The sequence below is a fragment of the Caldicellulosiruptor obsidiansis OB47 genome, from assembly GCF_000145215.1.
Lineage (GTDB): Bacteria > Bacillota > Thermoanaerobacteria > Caldicellulosiruptorales > Caldicellulosiruptoraceae > Caldicellulosiruptor > Caldicellulosiruptor obsidiansis.
On sequence record NC_014392.1, the window covers coordinates 2,233,769 to 2,258,432 of the forward strand.

General features: G+C 33.8%; 21 protein-coding genes and 2 pseudogenes. 8 read left to right on the forward strand and 15 right to left on the reverse strand.

What is annotated here, in order from left to right:
• Window position 1: 1 nt before the first annotated feature.
• From COB47_RS10430 to COB47_RS12690, 4 genes are all read right to left on the reverse strand, one after another.
• Window positions 2-1,285, reverse strand: a complete 1,284-nt coding sequence (locus COB47_RS10430; RefSeq protein WP_013291331.1) for a carbohydrate ABC transporter permease — start codon at window positions 1,283-1,285, stop codon at window positions 2-4.
• Window positions 1,286-1,359: 74 nt separating this feature from the next.
• Window positions 1,360-2,637 carry an ABC transporter substrate-binding protein gene (locus tag COB47_RS10435; protein WP_013291332.1) on the reverse strand — a complete coding sequence of 426 codons (1,278 nt, stop codon included), beginning with the start codon at window positions 2,635-2,637 and terminating at the stop codon, window positions 1,360-1,362.
• Window positions 2,638-2,851: 214 nt separating this feature from the next.
• On the reverse strand, window positions 2,852-3,499 hold the full coding sequence (locus COB47_RS12685) for a substrate-binding domain-containing protein (RefSeq protein ID WP_237698904.1): 648 nt from the start codon (window positions 3,497-3,499) through the stop codon (window positions 2,852-2,854).
• Between the two features lie 11 nt (window positions 3,500-3,510).
• Window positions 3,511-3,858, reverse strand: coding sequence for a LacI family DNA-binding transcriptional regulator (locus COB47_RS12690; RefSeq protein WP_237698905.1), 348 nt, complete (start codon window positions 3,856-3,858; stop codon window positions 3,511-3,513).
• 447 nt (window positions 3,859-4,305) lie between these two features.
• Here COB47_RS12690 and COB47_RS10445 point away from each other — a divergent pair, with 447 nt between their 5' ends.
• Together COB47_RS10445 and COB47_RS10450 are read left to right on the forward strand one after the other, a co-directional pair.
• Complete coding sequence (locus COB47_RS10445) at window positions 4,306-5,316, forward strand: type II TA system antitoxin MqsA family protein (protein WP_013291333.1); 1,011 nt, start codon at window positions 4,306-4,308, stop codon at window positions 5,314-5,316.
• Between the two features lie 111 nt (window positions 5,317-5,427).
• Window positions 5,428-6,652, forward strand: a pseudogene (locus COB47_RS10450) (IS256 family transposase).
• A gap of 220 nt (window positions 6,653-6,872) precedes the next feature.
• Here COB47_RS10450 and COB47_RS10455 read toward each other — a convergent pair.
• Together COB47_RS10455 and COB47_RS10460 are read right to left on the reverse strand one after the other, a co-directional pair.
• Window positions 6,873-7,553, reverse strand: a complete 681-nt coding sequence (locus tag COB47_RS10455; protein WP_013291334.1) for a binary exotoxin A — start codon at window positions 7,551-7,553, stop codon at window positions 6,873-6,875.
• Between the two features lie 29 nt (window positions 7,554-7,582).
• On the reverse strand, window positions 7,583-7,852 hold the full coding sequence (locus tag COB47_RS10460; RefSeq protein ID WP_013291335.1) for a hypothetical protein: 270 nt from the start codon (window positions 7,850-7,852) through the stop codon (window positions 7,583-7,585).
• Between the two features lie 203 nt (window positions 7,853-8,055).
• Between COB47_RS10460 and COB47_RS10465 the strand changes: the two genes are divergently transcribed.
• Window positions 8,056-9,291 carry a DNA polymerase Y family protein gene (locus tag COB47_RS10465; protein WP_013291336.1) on the forward strand — a complete coding sequence of 412 codons (1,236 nt, stop codon included), beginning with the start codon at window positions 8,056-8,058 and terminating at the stop codon, window positions 9,289-9,291.
• Between the two features lie 44 nt (window positions 9,292-9,335).
• A complete protein-coding gene (locus tag COB47_RS10470; protein WP_013291337.1) occupies window positions 9,336-9,575 on the forward strand; it encodes a hypothetical protein in 240 nt (79 codons plus the stop codon).
• On the opposite strand, the gene COB47_RS10475 is transcribed toward COB47_RS10470, so the two are convergent.
• Window positions 9,572-10,879 (reverse strand): hypothetical protein, encoded by a 1,308-nt coding sequence (locus tag COB47_RS10475; RefSeq protein ID WP_013291338.1) that lies wholly within the window; start codon window positions 10,877-10,879, stop codon window positions 9,572-9,574. The two genes, COB47_RS10470 and COB47_RS10475, sit on opposite strands and share 4 nt — an antisense overlap.
• Window positions 10,880-11,205: 326 nt before the next feature.
• Between COB47_RS10475 and COB47_RS10480 the strand changes: the two genes are divergently transcribed.
• Both COB47_RS10480 and COB47_RS10485 read left to right on the forward strand, forming a co-directional pair.
• The gene (locus tag COB47_RS10480; protein WP_013291339.1) at window positions 11,206-11,448 is read left to right on the forward strand and encodes a hypothetical protein; all 243 of its coding nucleotides are present in this window, start codon (window positions 11,206-11,208) and stop codon (window positions 11,446-11,448) included.
• A 224-nt stretch (window positions 11,449-11,672) separates the two neighbouring features.
• Window positions 11,673-12,897, forward strand: a pseudogene (locus tag COB47_RS10485) (IS256-like element ISCob1 family transposase).
• Window positions 12,898-13,125: 228 nt separating this feature from the next.
• Here COB47_RS10485 and COB47_RS10490 read toward each other — a convergent pair.
• The 7 genes from COB47_RS10490 to COB47_RS10515 form a co-directional block, all read right to left on the reverse strand.
• Window positions 13,126-13,428, reverse strand: a complete 303-nt coding sequence (locus tag COB47_RS10490; RefSeq protein ID WP_013291340.1) for a helix-turn-helix transcriptional regulator — start codon at window positions 13,426-13,428, stop codon at window positions 13,126-13,128.
• 92 nt (window positions 13,429-13,520) lie between these two features.
• Complete coding sequence (locus COB47_RS12695) at window positions 13,521-13,724, reverse strand: hypothetical protein (protein ID WP_237698906.1); 204 nt, start codon at window positions 13,722-13,724, stop codon at window positions 13,521-13,523.
• A complete protein-coding gene (locus COB47_RS12700; protein ID WP_237698907.1) occupies window positions 13,711-13,965 on the reverse strand; it encodes a hypothetical protein in 255 nt (84 codons plus the stop codon). The genes COB47_RS12695 and COB47_RS12700 overlap by 14 nt, the downstream gene beginning before the upstream one ends.
• A 299-nt stretch (window positions 13,966-14,264) precedes the next feature.
• Complete coding sequence (locus COB47_RS10500) at window positions 14,265-14,819, reverse strand: flavodoxin family protein (RefSeq protein WP_013291341.1); 555 nt, start codon at window positions 14,817-14,819, stop codon at window positions 14,265-14,267.
• Between the two features lie 6 nt (window positions 14,820-14,825).
• On the reverse strand, window positions 14,826-16,661 hold the full coding sequence (gene glmS / locus COB47_RS10505; protein ID WP_013291342.1) for a glutamine--fructose-6-phosphate transaminase (isomerizing): 1,836 nt from the start codon (window positions 16,659-16,661) through the stop codon (window positions 14,826-14,828).
• Window positions 16,662-16,961: 300 nt separating this feature from the next.
• Window positions 16,962-18,311 carry a phosphoglucosamine mutase gene (glmM, locus tag COB47_RS10510; RefSeq protein ID WP_013291343.1) on the reverse strand — a complete coding sequence of 450 codons (1,350 nt, stop codon included), beginning with the start codon at window positions 18,309-18,311 and terminating at the stop codon, window positions 16,962-16,964.
• A 144-nt stretch (window positions 18,312-18,455) separates the two neighbouring features.
• Window positions 18,456-19,478 carry a rhamnogalacturonan acetylesterase gene (locus COB47_RS10515; protein WP_013291344.1) on the reverse strand — a complete coding sequence of 341 codons (1,023 nt, stop codon included), beginning with the start codon at window positions 19,476-19,478 and terminating at the stop codon, window positions 18,456-18,458.
• Between the two features lie 330 nt (window positions 19,479-19,808).
• On the opposite strand from COB47_RS10515, the gene COB47_RS10520 reads away from it, so the two are divergent.
• Window positions 19,809-21,041 carry an MFS transporter gene (locus tag COB47_RS10520; RefSeq protein WP_013291345.1) on the forward strand — a complete coding sequence of 411 codons (1,233 nt, stop codon included), beginning with the start codon at window positions 19,809-19,811 and terminating at the stop codon, window positions 21,039-21,041.
• Here COB47_RS10520 and COB47_RS10525 read toward each other — a convergent pair.
• A complete protein-coding gene (locus COB47_RS10525; protein WP_013291346.1) occupies window positions 21,034-21,984 on the reverse strand; it encodes an AEC family transporter in 951 nt (316 codons plus the stop codon). The two genes, COB47_RS10520 and COB47_RS10525, sit on opposite strands and share 8 nt — an antisense overlap.
• Before the next feature lie 337 nt (window positions 21,985-22,321).
• Between COB47_RS10525 and COB47_RS10530 the strand changes: the two genes are divergently transcribed.
• The gene (locus tag COB47_RS10530; RefSeq protein WP_013291347.1) at window positions 22,322-24,607 is read left to right on the forward strand and encodes a transketolase family protein; all 2,286 of its coding nucleotides are present in this window, start codon (window positions 22,322-22,324) and stop codon (window positions 24,605-24,607) included.
• Window positions 24,608-24,664: the final 57 nt, after the last annotated feature.

Below are 24,664 nucleotides of genomic sequence, written 5' to 3' on the forward strand. Positions count from 1 at the left end.
CTCACCTCTTTTGATGTGAAAATACTTCTGCACCAAGAATTTTTATATAGATAAAGCTGATAATTGTCACCATTATAAATATCAACACTGCTAATGTTGAACCCCGTCCAAAATCAAGCTGGTTAAACAGAGTTTTATAAGTATAGACTGAGACAGTCTCTGTTGAGTTTGCAGGTCCACCACCAGTCAAAACATAAATCAGGTCAAATACTCTAAATGCATCCAAGGTTCTAAAAAGAAGTGCAACCAATATTGTGGGTTTTAACATAGGTAGCGTAATCCTAAAAAATTGATATACTGCATTTGCACCATCAACTTTTGCTGCTTCATAAAGCGATTCCGGAATTGTTTGAAGCCCAGCAACAAGCAAAATTGCAATATAAGGTGTTGTTTTCCAAATATCAGCTGTCATTGCAGCTATCATGGCATTGCCAGTACTCGATAAAAGATCTGCCGCAGTTTTAATAATTCCAATGTCTGCAAAAAACTTTGCAAGAATTCCAACCTGCCCATCATACATAAATTTCCACATCAAAGCTGATATAACTGTTGGAATTGCCCATGGCAAAAGAACAATGCTTTTAAAAACATTTTTTAAGTTTGTTACTTTGTGCATAACAACTGCAAGCAGCAGACCAAATACAAGTTCAAAAAACACTGTTACAACTGTAAACAAAAGAGTATTTAATGTAGCTGACAAAAGTCTTGAATCTTTCAAATAGTAACTGTAGTTTTTAAGCCCAACAAAGTTTGGTTTTACTATAACCTGATCAAATGCTAAAAGTGCCTGTTTTAAATCGGCTGCTTCCTGAGTATTCGGCAAATCATCTGCAAGACTTATAATTTTTTTAGCATACATGTTATACTGGTTTACTTCTCTGTTTGAAACTGGTAAATATTTTAAATCTGCAGTAACAGGTTTAAAACTGTTGAGTAAATCATTTACTTTATTTAATCTTTCTATTCTTTCTTTGTTGTTAAAAATGCTTTTTTGCATAAGCATCATCGAAGATTTAATTTCTTTTATTACTGTCTTTTGTTTATTGTTTAAAGAATCAGGGTTTAAGCTTTCAAGAATTGAACTTGCTGTAAACTGAGTATTAGCAAAGTTTTCAACATCTATTTTGTAAGAAAGTGAAACCTCACTCTTTGTAGGGTTATTGAGCTGAATATCAAACAAGCTAAACACAAATACCTGTATAAGTGGAATAACAGCAACAAAAATAAATATCAAAACTGCAGGCAGTAAGAATAAATATCCAAACAGTCTTTCATTCCTGTCCATCTTTTCCCTCCCCTTTAAACTTGATTGGCAGGCTCAAGATTTTCTTGAACCTGCCAATGGAATTATTATTAGAATTACTTTGAACTCTTGACAACTTCTTTTAATTTCTTATCCATATCAAGAACAGCTGTTTTTACATCTTTCTTTCCATTTACAATGTTTGAAAGTTCAATCTGCATAACATCTGAAATCTTTGGGTAAACTGGTGAAACTGGTCTTGGTACAGCTGCTAAAATTGCTTCAACAAACTTCTTGTCTCCAATAAGTGGATTTGCCTTGATTACATCCTTGTCATTGAAAAGTGGTTTGTACACCGGAACATTTCCATTGTAAATAGCCATAAGTTTTTGACCTTCTTTTTGAACAAGGAACTTTAAAAGCCTCCATGAAGCCTCAGGATTTTTGGAGTATTTATTTATACCCACCATCCAGCCACCAAGACATGCAGCTGAGCCTTTTGAACCTTTTGGAAGAGGCAGGATACCAACCTTACCTTTAACTTTTGATTGTGGACTGTTAACCATTGCCCACATATATGGCCAGTTTCTTGCAAAGACAGAAAGACCATTTATGAAAGCTGTATGTGTTTCAACCTCTGTGAAAGTGTTAATGTTTGGCGGAACAATATTAGCTGTTATGACCTTTCTCATCATATTAAGCCCATCAATTGTACCCTGGTTATTTACTACAATGTTGCCACTCTCATCTACAACTCTTCCACCATAAGATGCAATATATTCTATAGCATCACAAACAAGACCTTCGTACTGTTTTGCCTGCATTAAAAATCCGTACTTTGTGCCATTTTTACCTTTGTACTTTTTAGCAACCTTAATTAAATCATCCCATGTTTTTGGAAGTTCATTTTGGGGAACAATATCTTTTCTGTAATACAGAAGACCAGCATCAATAAACCTTGGAAATGCCCACATCTGACCTTTGAACCTCGCAGCATCAATTGTCCCTTTAATGTAGTCGTTGAGATTAATCTTGTCGCGCTTTATAAACCTGTCAAGAGGAAGTGTGTAGCCTGCCTGAGCAAACTCAGCTGGCCAGATAACATCCATATCAAACACATCAATATCAGAACCACCAGCACTCAGTACTGTTACAAGCTGGTCATGATTTTGACCTGTGTCAGACGGGTTTTCTTTGTAAATAACCTTGATGTCGGGATTTTTCTTCATAAACTCTTGAATAATCTTTTCTGTTGCGTGAGTTTCGTCCTTGCCACGCACATAAGTGATTGTGACCTGCTTCTTAGAAGCAGCATTAGAATTAGTAAGACCAAATGCTAAAAATAAACCTGCACAGAAGATAATTAAAGTTACAATAGCAATAAACCTTTTCATTTAAAAATACCTCCTTTTAGTAAATTTATGATATAATATAAATTGGGAGTTGTATATTATCCCATAATATGGGATAATATCGTTTTCGTGCCTGGTCTAATTCAAAACATTTTTTGACCAGGCAATTATTTTTAATGATTGACGTAATCGTTTACGCTAAATAAAATATATTATATCTTGTTCAATTTGTCAATAGGTTTTTAAAAAAACTCTATTATTTTGTCATATTTGCATTTCTGGTTGATTCTCTTGGAATTATTGAAGTATCGAGGATATATTTGCCTTTTGAAATTTCTTCTCCAGACAAAATATTTATCAAAAGTTGTGCAGCCAACTTTCCCATTTCATATCTTGGTTGATGAACAGTAGTAATTTTAGGTGTTACCATTGAAGAGAGTTCAATATTATCAAAGCCCATAATACCAAGATGGTCAGGAATCGAAAAACCAAGTTCTTTTGCTGCATCACATGCACCAATAGCCATTTCATCGTTCGAACAAAAGATAGCATCAGGAAAAGGTTTTACACTTAAAAGTTCTTTTGCAAGTTTGTAACCAGTTTCATACTTAAAATCACCATATTTTATATATCTCTCATCAACATCTAACCCCAAATTCTCAAGAGCCATTTTGTAGCCTCTTAATCTATCTTGAGATAGTATTGCTCCAATTTTTCCTGTTATCTTTGCAATTTTTCGGTAACCACATTTATATAAAAAAACTGTAGCATCATATGCAGCTTTGAAATTGTCAATACACACAGTGATAAGTTCGTCAGAAAAATAGTCAGAAATCACAACCATAGGAAACTGTCTGGATATTTCAACAATCCTCTGTGGCTGGCTCATACTTCCAACAATCAAGATTCCATCTGCTAACTGCCCTTCATCATTCTGTAATATTCTTCTTCAATTTCTTGAGAATTTGAAAAATCACCAAGAATTATATTATATCCTTTTTCACGTGCCTCTGTCTCAATACCTTTTATTAACTTGTTGTAAAAGTAGTTCTCTATATCAGGTATCATTACAAGAATATTTTTAGTTTCTTTGCTTCTAAGTCTTCTTGCACTCTGATTTGGGATATATCCAAGCTGATCTATGATTTTTAAGATTTCTTTTCTTTTTTCCTCACTTACTCCTTCTTTGCCGCTCAAAACCCTTGAAATAGTTGCAACAGAATAACCAGTTATCTTTGCTATGTCTTTTATTGTGTACTTCATCTTAATCATCCTTTTCTTCTTTGATTTATATTGATACGTAATCGATTTCGGCTTTAAATAAAAATATAGCAGTTAACTTTGACGAAATCAATACATATTTTGTATAAAATGTGCGAAATTTTGTTGAACAAAGACAACAAAAAGCCCTGTCCCTTTTGTTATTAAGCTGCCTCTTGCAATTGCTCTTGCAATATTATTCTGACCTATTTTATTAAATTATCCTAAACACTACTGCATTTTGCCATCAAATAGTGGCAAAAATAAAATTGATGTGTTATAATTAAATTGAATCTAAAACCTTTACGAAAGAAGGCGATTTAGATTGAAGGATTAAAGAAAGAAATTGTTTTAAACTACCTTATAGAAATCAAAAAGCTTATTGTAAACGGTAAATGGTATTTAGTACTGATTTCATGAAGATGAACCTCAAAAGGGTGGTGATAAAAAATGAACAAAACTTATTGTCCGAATTGCAAAAAGAATGTTTCTTTCACAATCAAAAAAGAAGTTATAAAAGAATTCAAAGGTATAGAAGTAAATGTGGAAGAGTATATACCACTTTGCAATGAGTGTGGAAATGAACTGTTTGTGGCTGAAATCGAAAACGAAAACCTCAAAAGACTTTACACACGCTATAGAGAAATGACAGGTTTAATTACCCCCGAAGAGATTCAAAAGATAAGGGAAAAATACAATCTTTCACAAAGAGAACTGGGACAAATTCTTGGCTGGGGGAAAATGACAATAAACAGATACGAGCGAGGTGCTTTGCCTTCAAAGTCACACAGTGATATTTTGAAATTAATTCAAACCTCTGAAGATTTTTTCTACAAAAAAGTTGAAGAAGCATTTCTCTGTGGAAGAATAACTGAAAGGACATATGACAAAATAAAAACAAACAGGAAAAACCATGTTGCTGAGATACGAAAAAAAATTATTACTGCAGAACTCGATTCCCCTGAAAGTATTTATAACGGCTTTAAAAAATTTGACCTGGAAAAGTTGGAAAACCTGATAAGTTATCTTTCAGATAAAGTTGAGAATTTATATTTGAGCTCCCTAAACAAGTACTTATGGTATATCGACTTTTTGCATTTTAAACGTTATTCACGGTCTATTACCGGCTTGAGCTATATACGTTACACATATGGCCCAGTTATTAAAGGGTTTGTATACAATGAAATAGCAACTTATCCAAGTGATAAATTCTTTGTAGAAGAATATGAAACAGAAGATGGAGCAATCAAAACAAGCTTCAAAAGCAGAAAAAATTATGATTTATCGCTGTTCACACAAGAGGAATTAGATACTATCAATATAGTAATAAATTTTTTGAAAGATAAGAACTGCAGAACCATTTCAGAGCTATCTCACCAAGAGCTTGCATGGCAACAAACACCGATGAAAGAATTAATTTCGTACGAATATTCAAAAACCCTTAAATTAGAAAGCAGTTAAGGTTATGAATAGTGTTTGAGACTATAAATAATTTTGTGCAAAGTATAAAGACCTCCTTCTTGGTAAGAATCAGAATATAAACAAAAATATCCAAGAAGGAGGTTTTTTGTTATGGAAAATGTTTTAACAAAAGAGCAGCTCTTAGAGTTTATAAGAAAAAATAATATTCAGAGCGTAAGTGATATTTACGAAAGCTTAAAAGACTTGTTTAAGAGTGTACTTCAAAGCTTTTTAGAAGCAGAGATTGAAGAAACTCTGGGTTATGAAAAATATGATGTTAAAAACAAACAAACTACTAACTCTCGAAACGGGTATACTCAGAAGACTGTAAAAACAAAATTTGGAGAGATGGAAATTGATATACCAAGAGACAGAGAAGGCGAATTTGAACCCAAGATAATTCCCAAATATAAAAGAGATATCTCTGAAATTGAAGATAAAATAATAGCTTTATATTCCTGAGCAATAGCAACATGAGACATTCATGAGCAAATTAAAGATATTTATGGTATTGAAGTATCTGCTGAGATGGTAAGCAAAATTACAGAAAAAATAATACCAGAAATAAGAGAGTGGCAAAACAGACCGTTAGAAAAGATATATCCGTTTATCTTTATGGATGCAATTCATTACAAGATAAAAGATGAAGGCAGGATTGTAAACAAAGCTGCTTACGTTGTTTTAGGAATTAACATTGAGGGATATAAGGATGTTTTAGGGATATGGATTGGAGAAAGTGAAAGCTCTAAATTTTGGTTGGGTGTTTTGAATGACCTGAAAACAAGAGGAGTAGAAGAGGTATTACTGTTTTGTGTTGATGACCTTACTGGTTTAAAAGAGGCAATAGAAGCAGTGTTCCCAAAAAGCGATATTCAAAGGTGTATTATTCATCAGTCAAGTCAATTCATTCAAATATGTTTCATACAAGCATATAAAAGAATTTTCAAAGGATTTTAAAAAAGTATATCAGGCAACTAATGAAGAAGAAGCACTGGAAAATTTTTATCAGGTAAAAGAAAAATGGGGGAAACAGTATCCTTATGCGTTCAGGAGTTGGGAAAGCAATTGGGATTCACTGACTTCGTTTTTTAAGTTTCCCCCAGAGATAAGGAAGATAATTTATACAACAAACATCATAGAAGGAGTTCACAGACAATTTAGAAAAGTGACAAAGACAAAATCAGTATTTTCAAACGATACAGCGTTAGAGAAGATGCTTTATCTTGCAACAAAAAATGTTGTAAGAAAGTGGACACAGAGGTACAGAAATTGGGATATAATATTAAATCAGCTTTTGATAATGTATCCTGAGCGTTTGAAAGAGTATACAAAGTAGATAGCAATCACCAGTTCGTACTTTTAACCGCTTCCATGGAAGCAGTTAAAAACAATAAATAAAAAACAGACTATTATAACCCAGTATTAAATTTTGTCCAGGATTTTAAAAATTTATGCATAAAAAATATTAAAATGGTAATACTAAAAAATAGAAAGTGGGCAATTAAATTCTGAATGATTACTTACCAAGAAGGACGGTTTATCTTAAATACACAAAATTATTTACACACCCTATTTAACGTACAAAGAATAATTCTTTTTCGCTTTTGCTTATAAAGTATTTTTTCTACTACAAATTTTTGTTCTTTATTTAACAAGACTTCAAATTCGTTTACATAACCTCTGCGACTTATAAGAGAAACAGGAGCACCTTTTATACCAGCAGGAATTTTTATTACTAACACTATGTCACATTGTTCTCTTTCGTGAGGAGTTTTGTAAATTAAATTGCAACTAACAAAAGCTTTTTCAAATAAAACTGTTCCTTCTTTGATTTTTTTAATACTATTTTTTCTGCACCAATAATTAAAGCCTTCTTGATCTATCCATCTAAAACCAATAATGTTTTTATCAATCATTGTTCTTTTAAGTGCTGTTTCTATATTTGCTATATGACTTTCAATACTTTTCAACAGCCCATAAGTTTGTAGTTTATTTTCACGTAAATAATCATTAATATCTCTATAAGAATATCCCAAATAACATTCTATACTGCTTCTTTCTGAATCACTCAAACTTCTTCTCCACTCGTCATATACGCTTTTTTCCCATTCCTCTATATCTTGAGGTTCTTCAAACCATAGAAAATCCGCCAACAACGAATCTTTTACACTTGGCGATTTTAACTTATTGTAAAGAATTTCTTCTAAGTTCTTTCTTTTGAAAAATATAAAATTCATCATATTAATCTCCTTTCTAATCATCGATTTTATGGTCCTGTTCCAGTCGAAGTCACTTCCCATAAGCCATTTTTATTCTTCTTAAGATAGAAAAATCTAACCTCCATTCCTGTTTGCCTATCTTTGTATCCTTCAACCACATACTGCTGCCCATATTTCTTGTCATAATATCTTCCCCTTGTGATAGTCACTCTACTTGCTGTCCAAGGACCATTTCTTATTGAAATATAAAACCAAATGGCTTTTTCTGGTGTTGAATGATATTTTCTAAACAGCTTTATCCCAAAAACAACAACCACTGTAATACTAACTTTTGATTATATCAATTATATATTTTCACTTCAATTATATAATTTTCTAAATTTCAATACAATTGTTTTGGTTTTTTCATTTCTATTAACTTTTAGTTGTACAGAATCTTTGCTTAATATTTCCATTTATCAAACATATTTTCGATGATATAATATATGTATACAAACTCATGTTCGATAGGTGAGAAAAAGTGGGCAGGGTAATTTTGCACTGTGACCTCAATAACTTCTATGCATCTGTTGAATGTCTTTATCGTCCTGAGCTAAAGAACAAACCTGTTGCTGTTTGCGGTGAAAGTGAGCTTCGGCATGGGATAGTTCTTGCAAAAAACCAAATCGCAAAATTATATGGTATTCAAACAGGTGATGTTATATGGCAGGCACTGAAAAAATGTCCAAACCTTGTTGTTTTAAAGCCTAATTTTCCTCTTTATATTCGATTTTCAAAGCTTGCTCAACAAATTTACTCTGAGTATACAGATTTAATAGAACCTTTTGGAATTGACGAATGCTGGCTTGACGTAACAGAGTCTACAAAAATTTTAGGAAGTGGCAGAAAAATTGCTTATGAAATTAAAGAAAGAATAAAAAGTGAGCTTGGTCTGACTTTATCTGTTGGAGTATCCTTTAACAAGGTGTTTGCAAAGCTTGGAAGCGACTACAAAAAACCTGATGCTGTAACAGTTATCACAAAAGAAAACTTTAAACAAATTGTCTGGCCGCTGCCCGCAAAAGACCTTTTGTATGTCGGTAGTGCAACAGAAAAGAAGCTAAGTTCAAGGGCAATTTATACAATAGGTGATATAGCCAAAAGCTCACCTGAATATCTTAAAAGAATCCTTGGCAAATGGGGTGAAGTGCTCTGGATATTTGCAAATGGACTTGACACAACCCCAGTTACTCCCCCACTTTTTGAAGACAACATCAAAGGAATTGGCAATAGCATAACACTGCCAAGAGATTTGACTTCATATGAAGATGCAGAATACGTTATTCGAATGCTTTCTGAGTCTGTTGCTCTGAGGCTTCGTCAGCAGTATTTAAAATGTTTTACCATTCAAGTTTGGATAAGAGATAGCTCTCTTTTTGCAATCACAAGGCAGGAAAAACTCCAAACACCCACTTTTTTGGCAAGAGAGATAGCTCAAAAAGCTTTTGAGATATTCAAAAAAAATTGGAGCTTTAAAAATAGCATAAGATCAATTGGTGTAAGAGCCTTAGATCTTGTTTGTGCAAACTCATTCTATCAGCTTGAGTTTGACAGCTTGAAAAAATTTAAATTAGAACAGCTAGAGAAAACAATTGATAGAATAAGAAAAAGATTTGGGCACACATCGGTGCTGCCCGCAGTGCTTTTAACAAAACCAGATTTGCCTTGCGAGATTGCCTTGCACAATAAAATCCACCCTGTTGCATTTTTTAAATAAAATTTTGTTTTTCAAAACAAACATGAAAGGGTAAGGTTTTTAAAATGAGAAAAATATTTGTAGAAGTTTATGCTCACTTTTCAAAGGAAGGAGAAATAACCCCGATTTCGTTTGTCTGGCTTGATGGGAAAACATATGAGATTGATAAAATCATAGAAAAAAGACCTGCTGCCTCTTTAAAAGCAGGCGGACAAGGCATAAGATATAAAATCCTTGTCCGCTCAAAAGTCCTGTATCTTTTTTGTGATGAGAATAGGTGGTTTGTGGAATTTATTCACTATTAATTAATTTTCGAAAACATCTCTTTTAAGTAATCACCATTTACAATCTTAATAAATTCATCTGGATGCTTTTTTATAAATTTTTTTAAAAACTCAATGTAAATTTTTAATTGTATGGAGAGCTCTCCATCATTTTCTCTTACAAATTTCTCAATGTCACTTAAAAATTTATTAGGAGATGATACATTTATAGCTATATCCTTTTTAATATAACTAATATATTTCTTTTCCTTCATCTGAAGCTTTAATTCCTTAGACTCTAAATCAATGTAAGAAAGACCAAAAAATTCTGGTTTCCCACCTCTTTCAAGCAATCTACAATACCCAATAAGCACCGTAAATATTTTTCCTTTTATCTTTTTATTACTAATTCCACATTCTTCTCTAAACTCTCTTTCCATAGAATTAATAAGAAACTTAAAAAAATTACCCTCACTATTGATTAAATCAATTATATCTGCTGAACCAGATCCCGAGGGAGCAAACTTTTTTGCATTTTGTGCAGATTTAGGAGACTGAACAGTTATAATCATCTTTTTATCCTTTGTGAAAACAAGTGTTGCAGTCCCTATATGATTTGAACATTCACTTTCATCTAATGTTTTTAATGTCATATTTTTGAAATTAATAAATAGACTAAATCCATCATAAATAATATGTTCGTCATTTTCTTTACATATTTTTACTGCCGTTATTTCGTTCGTACATAAACTTGAAAAATAATCAGTATACCCTAATCTTATTTTTTTTGAAGAGTCCACCAACAAATCTTTAGTAATTTCAGCTGCTAACCTTATTTTTTTGTCATTAAAAATGATCTTAGAACCATGAATATCAAACAAAATGTAAGGCACAATTTCTTTAATTTTTTCTGGAACCTCATATTTTTGGGATGTCAACTCATATTCTTTTTTAATTACATTTTTTGACATGCAATATAAAAAATCATTAACATCGTCGGAAAAATAAACATAACTGCCTTTCAACCGTTGGATTTTATAATTTGAGTCCTTTACACTTTTCTCATCTCCATCTATTTTAACTTTACTTAAAATATCATCCTTTCTCGTTTCTACATAAAAGTAAGACATTCTAATCCTCCGCAAATTTTTAAAATCATTTAAGAGAAGAAGAAATGAAATAATAAAAGTTACAACAGAAATTAAAGAATAGATATCAAAAGTTCTAAAGTCTTTTTTCCAGCTCATGTAAGTACTAATTACAAAAATAACAAAGTTTACTATAAAACCACCTTTATTTTTCCATAAATAAAAGTATAACTGTAACTTACCCTTTAAAACATCCATATTTATAATCACCCAGTTTACTTACAAATCTGTAAGATTTCGTTATCAACCAATACTCATATGTATAAAAAAAGACAAAATTTGATGTTTAAATCTGAAAGAATAATTAAATAAAATGGTAACATAAAGTTTTAAAGCTTTTTTACAAGTAAAGAAGTATTCAAACACAATTATACCATCTGGTAAAACAAAATAGAATGCTTTTTTAAAAAATAGCAGGCAGTTGAAAGAATTGAAAAATTAAAAGAATTTCTTTGTTGTATGCTAATAATTGATGTTTTTATGTACTAATTTTATGATATAGGAGAAATATTCAGATAAGCAAAATGGCAGAAATTTATAACAAGCTGCATCATAGGAAAGTAAAAATATGGTTTGATAAAAAGAAATTTATTATTGGAAGAATATCCGACTATTATTATGAACTGGGATACAGGAAAGAAGAAGTTATTGAAGAAGAGGAAGAAGAAGGAATTCTTATTGAGGTTATCGAACCCAATTTTCTTCAGAAGGGAGATATCTTGCTTCTGCACGATAATGAATTTGAGAAAATTGAAGAAATTGTATAATAATTGATTGAAAAATTAGATTTTTATTATTGTTTTTATTTCCCATTTCTCTAAGCTTATGTATATTCATCAGAGACAGTCTTAAGGATAAGTGAAAACCTACTAATGCTGGGCATGAGAAGTTTTTTTCGAGACTATAAATAATTTTGTGCAAAGTATAAAGACCTCCTTCTTGGTAAGAATCAGAATATAAACAAAAATATCCAAGAAGGAGGTTTTTTGTTATGGAAAATGTTTTAACAAAAGAGCAGCTCTTAGAGTTTATAAGAAAAAACAATATTCAGAGTGTGGGTGATATTTACGAAAGCTTAAAAGACTTGTTTAAGGATGTACTTCAAAGTTTTTTAGAAGCAGAGATTGAAGAAACTCTGGGTTATGAAAAGTATGACGTTAAGAACAAACAAACTACTAACTCTCGAAACGGATATACTCAGAAGACTGTAAAAACAAAATTTGGAGAGATGGAAATTGATATACCAAGAGACAGAGAAGGCGAATTTGAACCCAAGATAATTCCCAAATATAAAAGAGATATCTCTGAAATTGAAGATAAAATAATAGCTTTATATTCCTGAGCAATAGCAACACGAGACATTCATGAGCAAATAAAAGATATTTATGGTATTGAAGTATCTGCTGAGATGGTAAGCAAAATTACAGAAAAAATAATACCAGAGATAAGAGAATGGCAAAACAGACCGTTAGAAAAGATATATCCGTTTATCTTTATGAATGCAATTCATTACAAGATAAAAGATGAAGGCAGGATTGTAAACAAAGCTGCTTACGTTGTTTTAGGAATTAACATTGAGGGATATAAGGATGTTTTAGGGATATGGATTGGAGAAAGTGAAAGCTCTAAATTCTGGTTGGGTGTTTTGAATGACCTGAAAACAAGAGGAGTAGAAGAGGTATTACTGTTTTGTGTTGATGGCCTTACTGGTTTAAAAGAAGCAATAGAAGCAGTGTTCCCAAAAAGCGATATTCAAAGGTGTATTATTCATCAGTCAAGTCAATTCATTCAAATATGTTTCATACAAGCATATAAAAGAATTTTCAAAGGATTTTAAAAAAGTATATCAGGCAACTAATGAAGAAGAAGCACTGGAAAATTTTTATCAGGTAAAAGAAAAATGGGGGAAACAGTATCCTTATGCGTTCAGGAGTTGGGAAAGCAATTGGGAGCTACTGACTTCGTTTTTTAAGTTTCCCCCAGAGATAAGGAAGATAATTTATACAACAAACATCATAGAAGGAGTTCACAGACAATTTAGAAAAGTGACAAAAGCAAAATCAGTATTTCCAAACGATACAGCGTTAGAGAAGATGCTTTATCTTGCAACAAAAAATGTTGTAAGAAAGTGGACACAGAGGTACAGAAATTGGGATATAATATTAAATCAGCTTTTGATAATGTATCCAGAACGTTTAAGTGGATATATAAATTAATAACAAACTTCAGTTCGCTTTTAGATTGCTTCCATGGAAGCAATCTAAAACAAATTAGAACCAGAAAAATCAGAGCAATATATCCCAGTATTAAATTTTGTCCAGCTTTTAAAAAATTTATGCATAAAAATTTTTAAAATGGTAATACTAAAAAATAGAAGGTAGACAGGATTATCTTGAATGATTTCTTACCAAGAGGGATGGTTCAATTTAAATACACAAAATTATTTACAGACCCGTTTTTTCTCTAAACACTATCTCAAGTTCAAACCCCAAATTTTGAGCAATTTCATATAACATTTTTACAGTAGGATTATAATCCCCACTTTCAAGCTTTGACACCATAGCCTGACTAATTCCAAGTTTTGCTGCTAATTCTTTCTGGGAAAGATTATTTTTAATTCTATACTGGATAATCTTCACAGCAATGCCTACCAAAATGTCGTCCAGTTCAAAATATTTTTTATCTTCTTCATTTGTATATCTTTCAACTATTTTGTAGGCTGAAATTAATCTCTTATTATCTAACATTTTACTCATCTCCCTGCAAACTATTCTTGGCAAACTATTTTTGTTATATTATATCCATTTGCACGCGATTTATAATCAATAACATCTATCTCTCAATTTGTAATTAGTTGTAAGTCCTCATATACAGATTTTAGTTCTTCTATTCGCTCTTTTGCTTTTTCAATCGCATATGAATAACTTTTTGGATTATTTTTTGTACTCTTACTTTTTTCAGGAAAAGCATAAAGCAATACTACAATTTCTCTTCCTTGCAAAGCAAAAAAAGCAAACAATATTCGAATATTATGAACATCCATCACTCTTAATGAATATTAAATAACCGTGCTTGCTCAATCTCTCAAAGCTTTTTTGTTGAATACAATTTTTCTTTAGGTTCTCTAAAAAAATAATTTTCTTTCTAAATTGTTTTCCAAAATCAGTTTCTTTCCCACTTTCGCCCAAAATCTCATCTAAATCGTCAATTAAAGAAGGATGAGCATATACATAGTCGCTCTCATAATTCTCTACATAAACTATTTTATTAAGCTTATGTAACATTGGATTAAACACCCCAATTATATAACTTATAAGTTATATTGTCAACAACATTTTTGATTTTTTTGCGTTTTCAAGACTTTGACTTCCCACTTTAATCTCATTTAAATTCTTTTAACTTTCTTTTTGGAAAATCCTCTCTTTAATCATAAATATACCCTTTTATCAACCATTTTCAACAAGAAAAAATTTAGGGATAAGTGCAAATTTGAGCTCTCAATTTTCAGCAATTGCACTTATCCCTACTGTAATTATTTACTGTAATTATTAACCTCTATCTTCAATTTTTAAATTTTATTATATTACCCTTTCACAATCTCTTTTCCCACCTCAAAAGCCTTTTCAAGTAATTCTTTTCTATTTGCCACTTCACCTGCAGGATTCAAATTATTGTTACCTATTATAGCTTTTATCTCCATATTAAATGCCCATTTAAAAAATCCAGCTATCTCGTTCATTATCTTTTCTCCATCTGTTCCCCCGCCTTGAGTATATACAAGTACACACTTTTTGCCGCCATGTATTCTTGATCCTTCTCCAATCTTTAAAAGAGCATACAGTCTGTCTAAAAATAGTTTGGTCTGGGCTGTAACATAGCTCATGTAAATTGGAGAGCCAACAACCAGTGCGTCGGAAGTATACAGGGCATCATATATTCTTTGCATATCGTCTTGTTGTTGGCACCTGCCGTTTTCCTGGCAAAAATTACATCCCTGGCAGGGACGAATATTCAGTTCATTCAATTTAAATATTTCCACCTCAGCGCCTGCCTCTTTTGCACCACTAAGAACTCTTTCAACCAAAATTTCTGTGTTGCCACCTTTGCGCGGACTGCCAATAACACCTATTACCTTCATTTCCAATCACTCCACAGTAACACTCTTTGCCAAGTTCCTTGGTTTGTCTACATCGCAGCCTCTTTGGACTGCTGTGTAGTATGCAAAAAGCTGCAAAGGCACAACTGTCAAAACAGGTGTTAAAACGTCAAGCGTTCTTGGAATGTACAAAATATGGTCTGATACATTTTCTATGTCGGTATTTCCTTCCTGCGCAACAGATAGAACAACAGCACCACGGGATTTTACCTCTTTTATGTTGCTCACCATCTTTTCAAAAAGCTTTTCTTGCGTTGCAAGCGCAATTACAAATGTCCCGTCTTCAATCAGTGCAATGGTCCCGTGCTTTAGCTCACCTGCTGCATATGCTTCTGAGTGAATATACGAAATCTCTTTGAGTTTTAAAGATCCTTCCATTGCAACCGCAAAGTCCAAACCTCTTCCTAAATAGAAGATATCTTTTGCATTGAAATGCTCAGATGCATATTTTTGAATATTTTCCCTGTGAGTCAGAACATACTCAACCTTTTCAGGAAGTCTCTTTATTTCATCTCTGATCTTGGCAAACTCTTCATAAGAAATTGTCCCAAGCTTTGTTGCAAAGTCAAGTGCAATGAGATAGAGGCATATCAGCTGTGTTGTGTAAGCCTTAGTTGATGCAACCGCAATCTCAGGTCCTGCCCATGTATAAAGACAGTCATCTACCTCTCTTGCAATAGATGACCCAACAACATTGACAATCCCAAGCGTTCTTGAACCCTTTGCCTTTGCTTCTCTCATTGCAACAAGAGTATCTATCGTCTCACCCGACTGAGAAATCACAATTGTAAGAGTGTTCTCATCTACAATTGGGTCTCTGTATCTAAACTCGCTTGCAATGTCAACCTCAACAGGAATTCTTGTAAGCTTTTCAATGACATGTTTTCCGACAATCCCTGCATGATATGCTGTTCCGCAGGCAACTATAAATATTTTGTTGAGCTTTTGCAAATCTTCTTTAGTAATCTTAATTCCATCAAGGTTCACTTCAAAACCACTATCTGGAAGCCTCCCTGTCAAGGTATCCCTAATAGCTTTGGGTTGCTCCATTATCTCTTTTATCATGAAATGTTCATAGCCGCCCTTTTCTGCGCTTGATACATCCCATGTAACATGAAATACTTCTTTAGAGACAGGTTCTTTCTCTGCATTGACAATCTCTACCTTATCTTTTGTTACAATAGCAATCTCGCTTTCTTCAAGAATATAGGTATCTCTTGTATACTCAAGTATAGCTGGGATGTCTGATGCTATGAAGTTTTCGCCCTGCCCTAAACCGATGATCAGAGGACTATCTTTTCTTGCTGCAAGTATCATGTCTGGTCTATCCAAGCAAAGAACTCCAAGAGCATATGAGCCCTGAATTTTTTCAAGGGTCTTTATAAATGCATCTAAAATGTCACCATCATAGTAGTATTCTATCAAGTGTGCCACAACCTCTGTGTCTGTTTCAGATGCAAAACTATAACCTTTTTTAACTAAAAACTCCTTGAGTTTTAAATAATTTTCTATGATACCATTATGAACAACTGCAATCTTTCCATTCTGACTGAGATGAGGATGTGAATTCTCATCAGACGGTTCTCCATGCGTTGCCCATCTTGTGTGACCAATCCCAACAAAACCTTCAATGGGATTTTGATTTAGCTTTTCTTCTAAAACAGAAAGCCTTCCTTTTGTCTTGACTATATCAATCTTTGATTTATTTATATTGATAACTGCCACACCGGCAGAATCATATCCTCTGTATTCAAGTCTTTTAAGTCCAGAGAGCAAAACAGGAACACAGTTTTTTGCCCCAACATATCCAACAATTCCGCACATAGTTTTTGCCTCCTATCAAGCCTTTATATTCAATTTCCAAGCTGCTATTTTCTCATAGCAAATACAAGAATATTAACCCTTTTTTCTTTCTGCCTTTGTCCCAGAAGTTGCCTTCCGGGGTTTGTAGCAGAAAGTTTCGAGGAAAAAGGTTTAAAAACCCCGCCGGGGCATCCGCCGAAAACCTCGATTCTCCCCAGTCCTCGTCAACCTCCGGAAAATATGCACAAAGTAAAAAGCGCTATATTCCCCAGAGGTCCTGGCGCTTTTGAGAAAGCCTTGTTAAAAGGCTTTTTAAAACTTTTAAGATAATCTTGATTCAATCAACATAGCAAGTTCACTTGCATCTTTTTTAATCTCTTCATAGTCTTCGCCTTCAATCATAACCCTCACAAGTGGCTCTGTGCCAGATGGTCTTATTAAGACCCTTCCTCTTCCATTTAGCTTCTCTTCAACCTTTTTGATAGCCTCTAAAATTACAGGGTCTTGTAAGCAAAAAGCTTTTTTGCTATTTTCAACTTTGGCGTTTACAAGCACCTGAGGATATACTTTCATTATCTTTGCAAGTTCAGAGAGTTTCTTTCCACTTTCTTTAATTAGCTTTGTCAGCTGAAGACTTGTCAAGATTCCATCGCCTGTTGTTGCAAAGTCTAAAAGTATTATGTGGCCTGACTGCTCGCCGCCGATTGAATACCCGCCTTCAAGCATCTTCTCAAGAACATACCTGTCACCAACTTTTGTAACTTCAAGCTCTATTCCAAGCTCTTTTGCCGCAACGAAAAGTCCCATGTTGCTCATAACTGTCACAACTAAGGTATTGCGACTTAGTCTTCCCTGCTGTTTTAGGTTTTTTGCTAAAAGAAGCATTATTTTGTCACCATCGACAATATTACCCTCTTCATCAACAAAAAGTGTTCTGTCTGCATCTCCATCATATGCAATGCCAAAATCAGCTTTATTTTTAACAACTTCTTCTTGCAGAGCCTGAATGTGAGTAGATCCACAGTTTTTGTTGATGTTTGTACCGTCTGGCTGGTTGTTTATTACCACAACTTCTGCTCCAAGTTCTTCAAAAACTTCAGGTGCAATTTTATACGCTGCACCATTTGCACAGTCAATGACAATTTTAAGCCCTCTGAAATTTGCACCATTTAGCGTTGATTTTAAGTATTCTTGATACTCTCTTTTAAGATCAACTCTATTTATCCTTCCTATCGCATCAAATTGAGCGTGTGGAACCTCATCCCATTTCTTGTTTAAAATAATGTTTTCTATTCTGTCTTCAATCTGGTCAGAAAGTTTAAACCCTTGAGAATTAAAAAATTTGATACCATTGAACTCGTAAGGATTGTGTGATGCAGAAATCATAACACCTGCATCAAACCCCTGCGATTTTACAAGGTAAGCTATAGCAGGTGTTGTAACTACTCCTGCCAAATACACATCTGCTCCAACAGATGTAAGTCCTGCACAAAGAGCAGATTCCAGCATATCACAAGAAATTCTTGTGTCTTTACCAATTAAAATTTTGGGCTTTTGCTTAGTTTCAGTGAGCACGTACGCCCCAGCTCTTCCTAAGTCAAACGCAAGCTCGCATGTAAGTTCTTTATTTGCAATACCTCTCACGCCATCTGTTCCAAAAAGCTTTCCCATTCTCGTCCCCCTTTCATATGAAAGTGATTCATTACTTTATCTATTATATACCTATGTTTAAGAAATCACAATGTGAACATTCATTTTAGAAAAAATAAAAGCTGCCAAGGGAAATTTTCACCGGGCAGCACTCACCAAAGCAAATTACCTGAAATAATCTTTGAGCTTCAAATCTAATTTCTTTATCCCTTCAAGCACAAGCTTTGCAATTTCATACGCCCCGTACATATTAAAGTGGGTATTGTCTTCTACACCGTCCGGAAACTGTGGTAACTCTTTCGGCTTTGCATGGACAAATAACTTTTTCGAATCTTCAACCCCAAGTTTTTCATAAAACTGAGAACTCATTTGTAGCAAATCAATCAGAAAAACATTTTCTTTCTCTGCCAACTCCCTCATAGCCTTAGGGTAATCAAAATGAAGTCCGCTACCAACAATTTTCCCATTTTCATCAAAATGTCTTCGTGCAACAGGTGTCACTAAAACCGGCACAGCTCCTCTTTTTCGTGCTTCATCAATATAAACCTTTAACATTATCTTATATGTAGTATTTGCCTCAGTATACCTTTTATCATCTTTCTGGTCGTTGTGACCAAACTGAATGAAAAGATAATCACCCTCTTTTATAGTCTGAAGAATTTGTTCCAGCCTTCCCTCTTCAATAAAACTTTTAGAAGATCTGCCTGAATAGGCATGATTAGAAATAGAAACTCCTTTTTTGAAAAAGCATCCAAGCGCCTGACCCCAGCCGGCATAAGGCAAGTTTTCCTGGTCGCACACAGTAGAGTCTCCTGCAAGATAAACAACAATTGGATTTTTAGCCTCTGTAACTTCTATACTACATACCTCAGCTCCATCAGTTTCAACTTCAAAAATTATCTTTTCGTCCTTCACATTCACTGTAAATTCTTCTTGATACATTTCTCCCCTCTTGATTTGTGCATTCTTTATCATGAGTCTTCTTGGAAAAACCATTATGGTCGCACTTGCAATATCTTTTCTGAAATTTTTGAGCACAAATTTGATATCATAATTGCCATTCGGGACATCTACCCTAAACTTAAACGTTTCAAAACCATAGCCCTGATCTTTGCTGTAAAGCGTGCTCCCACTAATATTTAAAAAATCATCCTTAACAACAGACTCAAAATTGAATTTAAATGCCATTAGAAACACTCCTTTGTTTTTAAAAATTCTTCTTTACATCTATTTTACTTTCTACCTCAAAATTATTCAACATAATAACACAATATTTCTACATATACTGCTATTGAATTCTTCTTGATTTTTTCGGTAACCCTATCTTTGTGCACAATATCTAATCAAATTTGTGCATATCAACTATTTTCAAAACGCTGATTTGATTGTAATTAGTTCAGATGTTATAATAGTTTTGGAAGGTATTATATCAAAATTTAATATCAAAAGGAGTGTGATATTATAACCCACAATAATCAAACATATTCCTCATAATATCTACAAGAAGGTGGAAAATAAATGCAGATTTTTTTAGCATCAGGACCTTTTAGAGCTCTGAGGCATAAAAACTACCGGTATTACTGGTTTGGACAAGCAATATCTGTAATTGGTTCTTGGATGCAGAACATGGCAATGCAATGGCTGGCTTTAGAGCTTACAAATTCAGCACTGCTTCTTAGCATTGTCACAGCTGTAGAACAGGTCCCTGTTATGATTTTATCCCTCTTCGCCGGTGCAATATTAGACAGAAAACAGAAAAAAAGAGTAATTTTGTTAACCCAAAGCCTTCTTTTAACATTTGCTTTTCTTTTGTTCTTGATTACATATACACATGTTGTTAGGTACTGGCACTTAGTTGTTTTAGCGTTTATGAGAGGTCTTGTTACAACATTCGATAATCCTGCACGGCAATCTTATATGATAACTCTTGTTGGAAAAGATGACCTGCCAAATGCTGTGGGTCTTAATTCTATGATTTTCAACCTTGCAAGAATCATAGGTCCTGCTGTCGCAAGTTTGGTAATATCAACAGTTGGAATTGAAATGTGTTTTTTGGCAAATGCTATAAGTTTTATACCAGTTATTATAGGCGTATTTCTGATTGATGCCAGAGAACATCAAAAAGAGGAAAATGGAAAAAGTGTTTTTGCAGAGGTGGTTGATGGACTGAAATATGTTTATACAAACAAAGTTCTTTTAAGAACAATATCGCTTGTTTTAATCATGGGTACTTTTATACTCAATTTTAATGTTCTTATTCCTGTGTATGCAAAACTTGCGTTGGGCAGAAATGAAACAGGTTTTGGACTTTTGATGTCATCGATGGGAATTGGCTCACTGATGGGTGCATTTTTGACAGCTATAAGAAAAAAAGAAAATATCAATTTAAATCTACTTTTTAAATTTATTCTTTCTGTCTCCATAGTCTATATTCTTCTGGGTTTTAACAAAAGCTACACAGCTGCATGCATATTATTTGTACTTGTAGGACTTCTTGCAATAAGCTTTAATACAAGCGCAAATTCTCTTTTGCAGCTTTCATCAAGCGATGACTTCAGAGCAAGGGTGCTGAGTATTTACTTTCTTTGCAATGCTGGAACAACACCAATTGGTCATCTATTTACAGGGACAATCTCACAAAAAATTTCTCCCTGGGCTGGGTTTTATATATCCGGTCTTGTTACTATAGTTTTGACCATAATCGTTCTTATCACCACCTTTAAGAAAAGGAACCTTGAGAAAACTAAATAATCTTAATCAGCACCATCAAAAACGGCATTATTACAACCGAAAACACGGTGGAATATGTAATCATAGCAGTTGCAAATTCATAATCACCATTATATACTCTTGAAATTATAGCTGAATTTACCATTACAGGCATTGCAGACATTATTATAAACACATCGCGCATAAGTTTAGGAACAGGTATAAAATGCGAAAGAATCCATGTAATAAAAGGTGTTACGAGAAATCTTCCTGCAAATACTAAAAGGCTGTCTTTATCTAATTTGAAATTTTTAAATCCCATCTCATACATTGTTATTCCAATACAGAAGATGGAAAGGGGGGTTGTGAGCCCTCCTACCATTTTAAAACTATCAAATATAAACTTTGGAAGTTTTATCTGTAAAAGTACAAGTATAACTCCTATCAAAAATCCAATCAAAGGCGGGTTAAATATACGCTTTAACGTGTCTATGCTAAAAACATTCTGGTTCTCATCTTTGTTATCTCTAATAATTCCATAAACCCCCAATGTCCACCAAATTGTAGTATTTGCCATGTAATATAGCAGTGTATAAGGTGTTGCAACGTCTCCAAAAAGGGCCAAAGACATAGGAAGCCCTACAAAAATTGAATTAGAAAGTGAAAATATGGCTGCAAAAAGACCTCTTCTGTGAACTTTTACATTTGCAAGTTTTGCTATAATCACAGCTACACTGTAAGAAAGCAGGATTGACAAAAAAGGAATCAAAAGCCCTCGTGCTGAATGTTCAAGCTCATTTTTTGTAAATGTTGAGGTGAGGTTTGCTATCATATAAAGCGGCAGCGACACATTTACAACAACCTTTGCAAAAAGGTCTGATACCTTTGAGTCAAACCATCTATATTTTGCAAGGAAAAAGCCTAGCATTAGAACAAATAAAATCACCAGAACTCCCTGAATAGCATTGATAAATGTATGGAGCAAGATTTTAACCCCCTTCAAAAGTTGCCTAAAAAGTAGTGAAGTTTTTCAAACTATTATAACATCAAAATTCACGCTTTGGAGACAATTTTTATTGTAAATATCCTTGTTTAAAAAGTCAACACAATTAAATATAAACTCCAATATTGTACATTGGGAATTTTGAATATTTATATGGTTTTTGAGGCTAAATTCATTCAAGATAACAATGTTTTGTTAAACAATTATCTTAAATTTTTCGCTTAATACTTAAAATAATCCACTTTAATTTATCATGTTTTGCTGTTATAATTAAGAGCAAAATGGTAAAAATAATGAACAATATTGTGGGAGGTTTAAGATGGAAAAGGAATTTCAACTCTGGGAAAAGATAAAAGACATAACATATCAGTATCTTGATTTTACTCTAAACTACAGGCAAAGCGGACATCCTGGCGGTTCTCACTCAAAGGCTCACATGTTAATTGCTCTTTTGTTTGGTAAAAAGATGACATATGATATAAGAAAACCAGAATACAGATTCAACGACAGACTAATCCTTTCCGCAGGGCATACAATACCAATAATCTACTCAGTATTTTCTGTCATTGGCGATGCCTTTGACGAAATGTACAAGCAAACAAAAGATGCAAAATATCTAATTGATGAAGATAAACTTGTAAGATACTATGACTTATTAACGTTCAGGTACAATAAAGGCTTACCCGGTCATGCAGAGTCAAGTGGAAAAACATTGCTTTTAAAATTCAACACAGGACCTTCTGCACATGGTCTTCCTGCATCTGTAGGGCAAGCTTTAGCACTTAAAAAAGCAGGACTTCAGGATGTAAAGGTTTTTTTGATTGAAGGAGAAGGAGCACTTACAGCTGGTGCAACTCATGAGTCTCAAAACGGTGCATGGGCATACGGACTTGGAAATCTTTTCTGGCTTTTGGACTGGAACGATTTTGGAATAGATGACAGACCTTTTTCTTCGGTTGTGTACGGTACACCGGATGAATGGTTTTCTGCTCACGGCTGGAAAGTTCATGGAACAATGAATGGTCACAGTTGGCAGGACGTCTATAACACAATCAAAAAAGCGGTTGAAGAAGCAAATGATAATATTCCTAATCTTATGTGGTTTAAGACCAAAAAAGGATATGAATATGGAGTATATGACAACAAATCACATGGAGTGCCACACAAGAAAAACTCAGAAATTTTCTGGGAAACAAGAAAACCTTTCATGGAAAAGTATGGAGTTGAGTTTATAGGTTTTGGAAAACCTGCGCCATCTGACCCGTATGAAGAAAGAAAGCAATGGGAAGAAAACCTCAAAATTATAAATAGAGTGCTTACATCAGATGAAAAGCTTTTGAAGTATATCACAGACACACTTGTTGAGATTGCAGAAACTCTGCCAAAAGAGGCACCTTCGACATTTGTTCTAAACCAGAATCCGTATAAAGACCCGGCTATCTATGATTACAAAAACTATCCTGATTGGCTTTTTGCAAAGCCGGGCGAAAATGTCCCAAACAGAGCAGCTTTAGCAAAATGGGGAATGTATATAAACGGCGTAATCGGCAGAAAGTATGGAAGACCTCTTTTTGTTGCAACATCTGCCGACCTTACGGAGTCTACAAATCTCCACGGATTTGGACTTGGAAAAGATGATTTTGCCGGGTTTGGAGTGTATGACAGGGAAAAGAATGTAAACGGAGCAATCTTGCCATCTGCAATTACAGAGTTTTTAAATGCCGGTGTGTGTGCAGGTTTAGCAACTGTAAACTTAAGCAAAAATCCATATGAAGATTTCAACGGTTTTTGGGCTATAACATCAACATATGGGTCGTTTATGTATCTCAAATATGGGGCAATAAGGCTTTTTTCACAAATGGCCCAGGACTCACCAATAAAGTTTGGTAAAGTTATCTGGGTTGCTGGTCATTCTGGACCAGAGACTGCAGAAGATTCAAGAACGCATTTTGGAATTTTTGAACCAGGAGTTTTGCAACTTTTACCGAAAGGAAAGATTATAAATCTTTATCCGTGGGAACACAATGAAGTACCGGTTTTGCTTGCTGCTGCACTTGCAACTGACATAAACAATATAGCATTGCACCTTACAAGACCACCAATTGAAATCCCGGATAGAAACGCTCTTGGAATTCCTTCACATTTTGAAGCTGCAAAAGGAGCTTACATCATAAATGATTTTGATCCGAATAGAAGAAAGGATGGAACAATAATAGTCAGGGGTACAAGCACAACATACAATTTAATAAAGCTTTTGCCACAGCTCAGAAAAGATTTTAATCTCAAGATAATTGCTGCACCCAGCTTTGAACTTTTCATGATGCAGAAAGAAGAGTACAGAAACAAAGTGCTGCCCCTTGAAGACTGGATGGATTCAATGGTAATAACAAATGAGAGCAAAAAGCTCATGCACGACTGGATATTCTCTAAGGTATCTGAAGAATATTCTCTTTCAAGTGACTGGGATAATCAGTGGCGAACAGGTGGAACAGTTGATGAAATCTTAAAAGAAGCCCACTTAGATTGCGATAGCATTTACAGCGGCATTAAAAAGTTTGTAAAAGACAGAGAAAAAAGAATTGCTAAACTTAAAAGTATTTTATAACCCCCAGCAATAAACTAAACCTAAGTTAAAAAATTGAGCGGGATGAGAAGCAACATT

What these genes read in the sequence shown, in the direction of transcription:
- COB47_RS10430 (WP_013291331.1), bottom strand. Translation starts at nt 1,285, where the DNA reads ATGGACAGGAATGAAAGACTGTTTGGATATTTATTCTTACTGCCTGCA.
- COB47_RS10435 (WP_013291332.1), bottom strand. Translation starts at nt 2,637, where the DNA reads ATGAAAAGGTTTATTGCTATTGTAACTTTAATTATCTTCTGTGCAGGT.
- COB47_RS12690 (WP_237698905.1), bottom strand. Translation starts at nt 3,858, where the DNA reads ATGAAGTACACAATAAAAGACATAGCAAAGATAACTGGTTATTCTGTT.
- COB47_RS10445 (WP_013291333.1), top strand. Translation starts at nt 4,306, where the DNA reads ATGAACAAAACTTATTGTCCGAATTGCAAAAAGAATGTTTCTTTCACA.
- COB47_RS10455 (WP_013291334.1), bottom strand. Translation starts at nt 7,553, where the DNA reads ATGAATTTTATATTTTTCAAAAGAAAGAACTTAGAAGAAATTCTTTAC.
- COB47_RS10470 (WP_013291337.1), top strand. Translation starts at nt 9,336, where the DNA reads ATGAGAAAAATATTTGTAGAAGTTTATGCTCACTTTTCAAAGGAAGGA.
- COB47_RS10475 (WP_013291338.1), bottom strand. Translation starts at nt 10,879, where the DNA reads ATGGATGTTTTAAAGGGTAAGTTACAGTTATACTTTTATTTATGGAAA.
- COB47_RS10480 (WP_013291339.1), top strand. Translation starts at nt 11,206, where the DNA reads ATGGCAGAAATTTATAACAAGCTGCATCATAGGAAAGTAAAAATATGG.
- COB47_RS10490 (WP_013291340.1), bottom strand. Translation starts at nt 13,428, where the DNA reads ATGTTAGATAATAAGAGATTAATTTCAGCCTACAAAATAGTTGAAAGA.
- COB47_RS12695 (WP_237698906.1), bottom strand. Translation starts at nt 13,724, where the DNA reads ATGGATGTTCATAATATTCGAATATTGTTTGCTTTTTTTGCTTTGCAA.
- COB47_RS12700 (WP_237698907.1), bottom strand. Translation starts at nt 13,965, where the DNA reads ATGTTACATAAGCTTAATAAAATAGTTTATGTAGAGAATTATGAGAGC.
- COB47_RS10500 (WP_013291341.1), bottom strand. Translation starts at nt 14,819, where the DNA reads ATGAAGGTAATAGGTGTTATTGGCAGTCCGCGCAAAGGTGGCAACACA.
- glmS (WP_013291342.1), bottom strand. Translation starts at nt 16,661, where the DNA reads ATGTGCGGAATTGTTGGATATGTTGGGGCAAAAAACTGTGTTCCTGTT.
- glmM (WP_013291343.1), bottom strand. Translation starts at nt 18,311, where the DNA reads ATGGGAAAGCTTTTTGGAACAGATGGCGTGAGAGGTATTGCAAATAAA.
- COB47_RS10515 (WP_013291344.1), bottom strand. Translation starts at nt 19,478, where the DNA reads ATGGCATTTAAATTCAATTTTGAGTCTGTTGTTAAGGATGATTTTTTA.
- COB47_RS10520 (WP_013291345.1), top strand. Translation starts at nt 19,809, where the DNA reads ATGCAGATTTTTTTAGCATCAGGACCTTTTAGAGCTCTGAGGCATAAA.
- COB47_RS10530 (WP_013291347.1), top strand. Translation starts at nt 22,322, where the DNA reads ATGGAAAAGGAATTTCAACTCTGGGAAAAGATAAAAGACATAACATAT.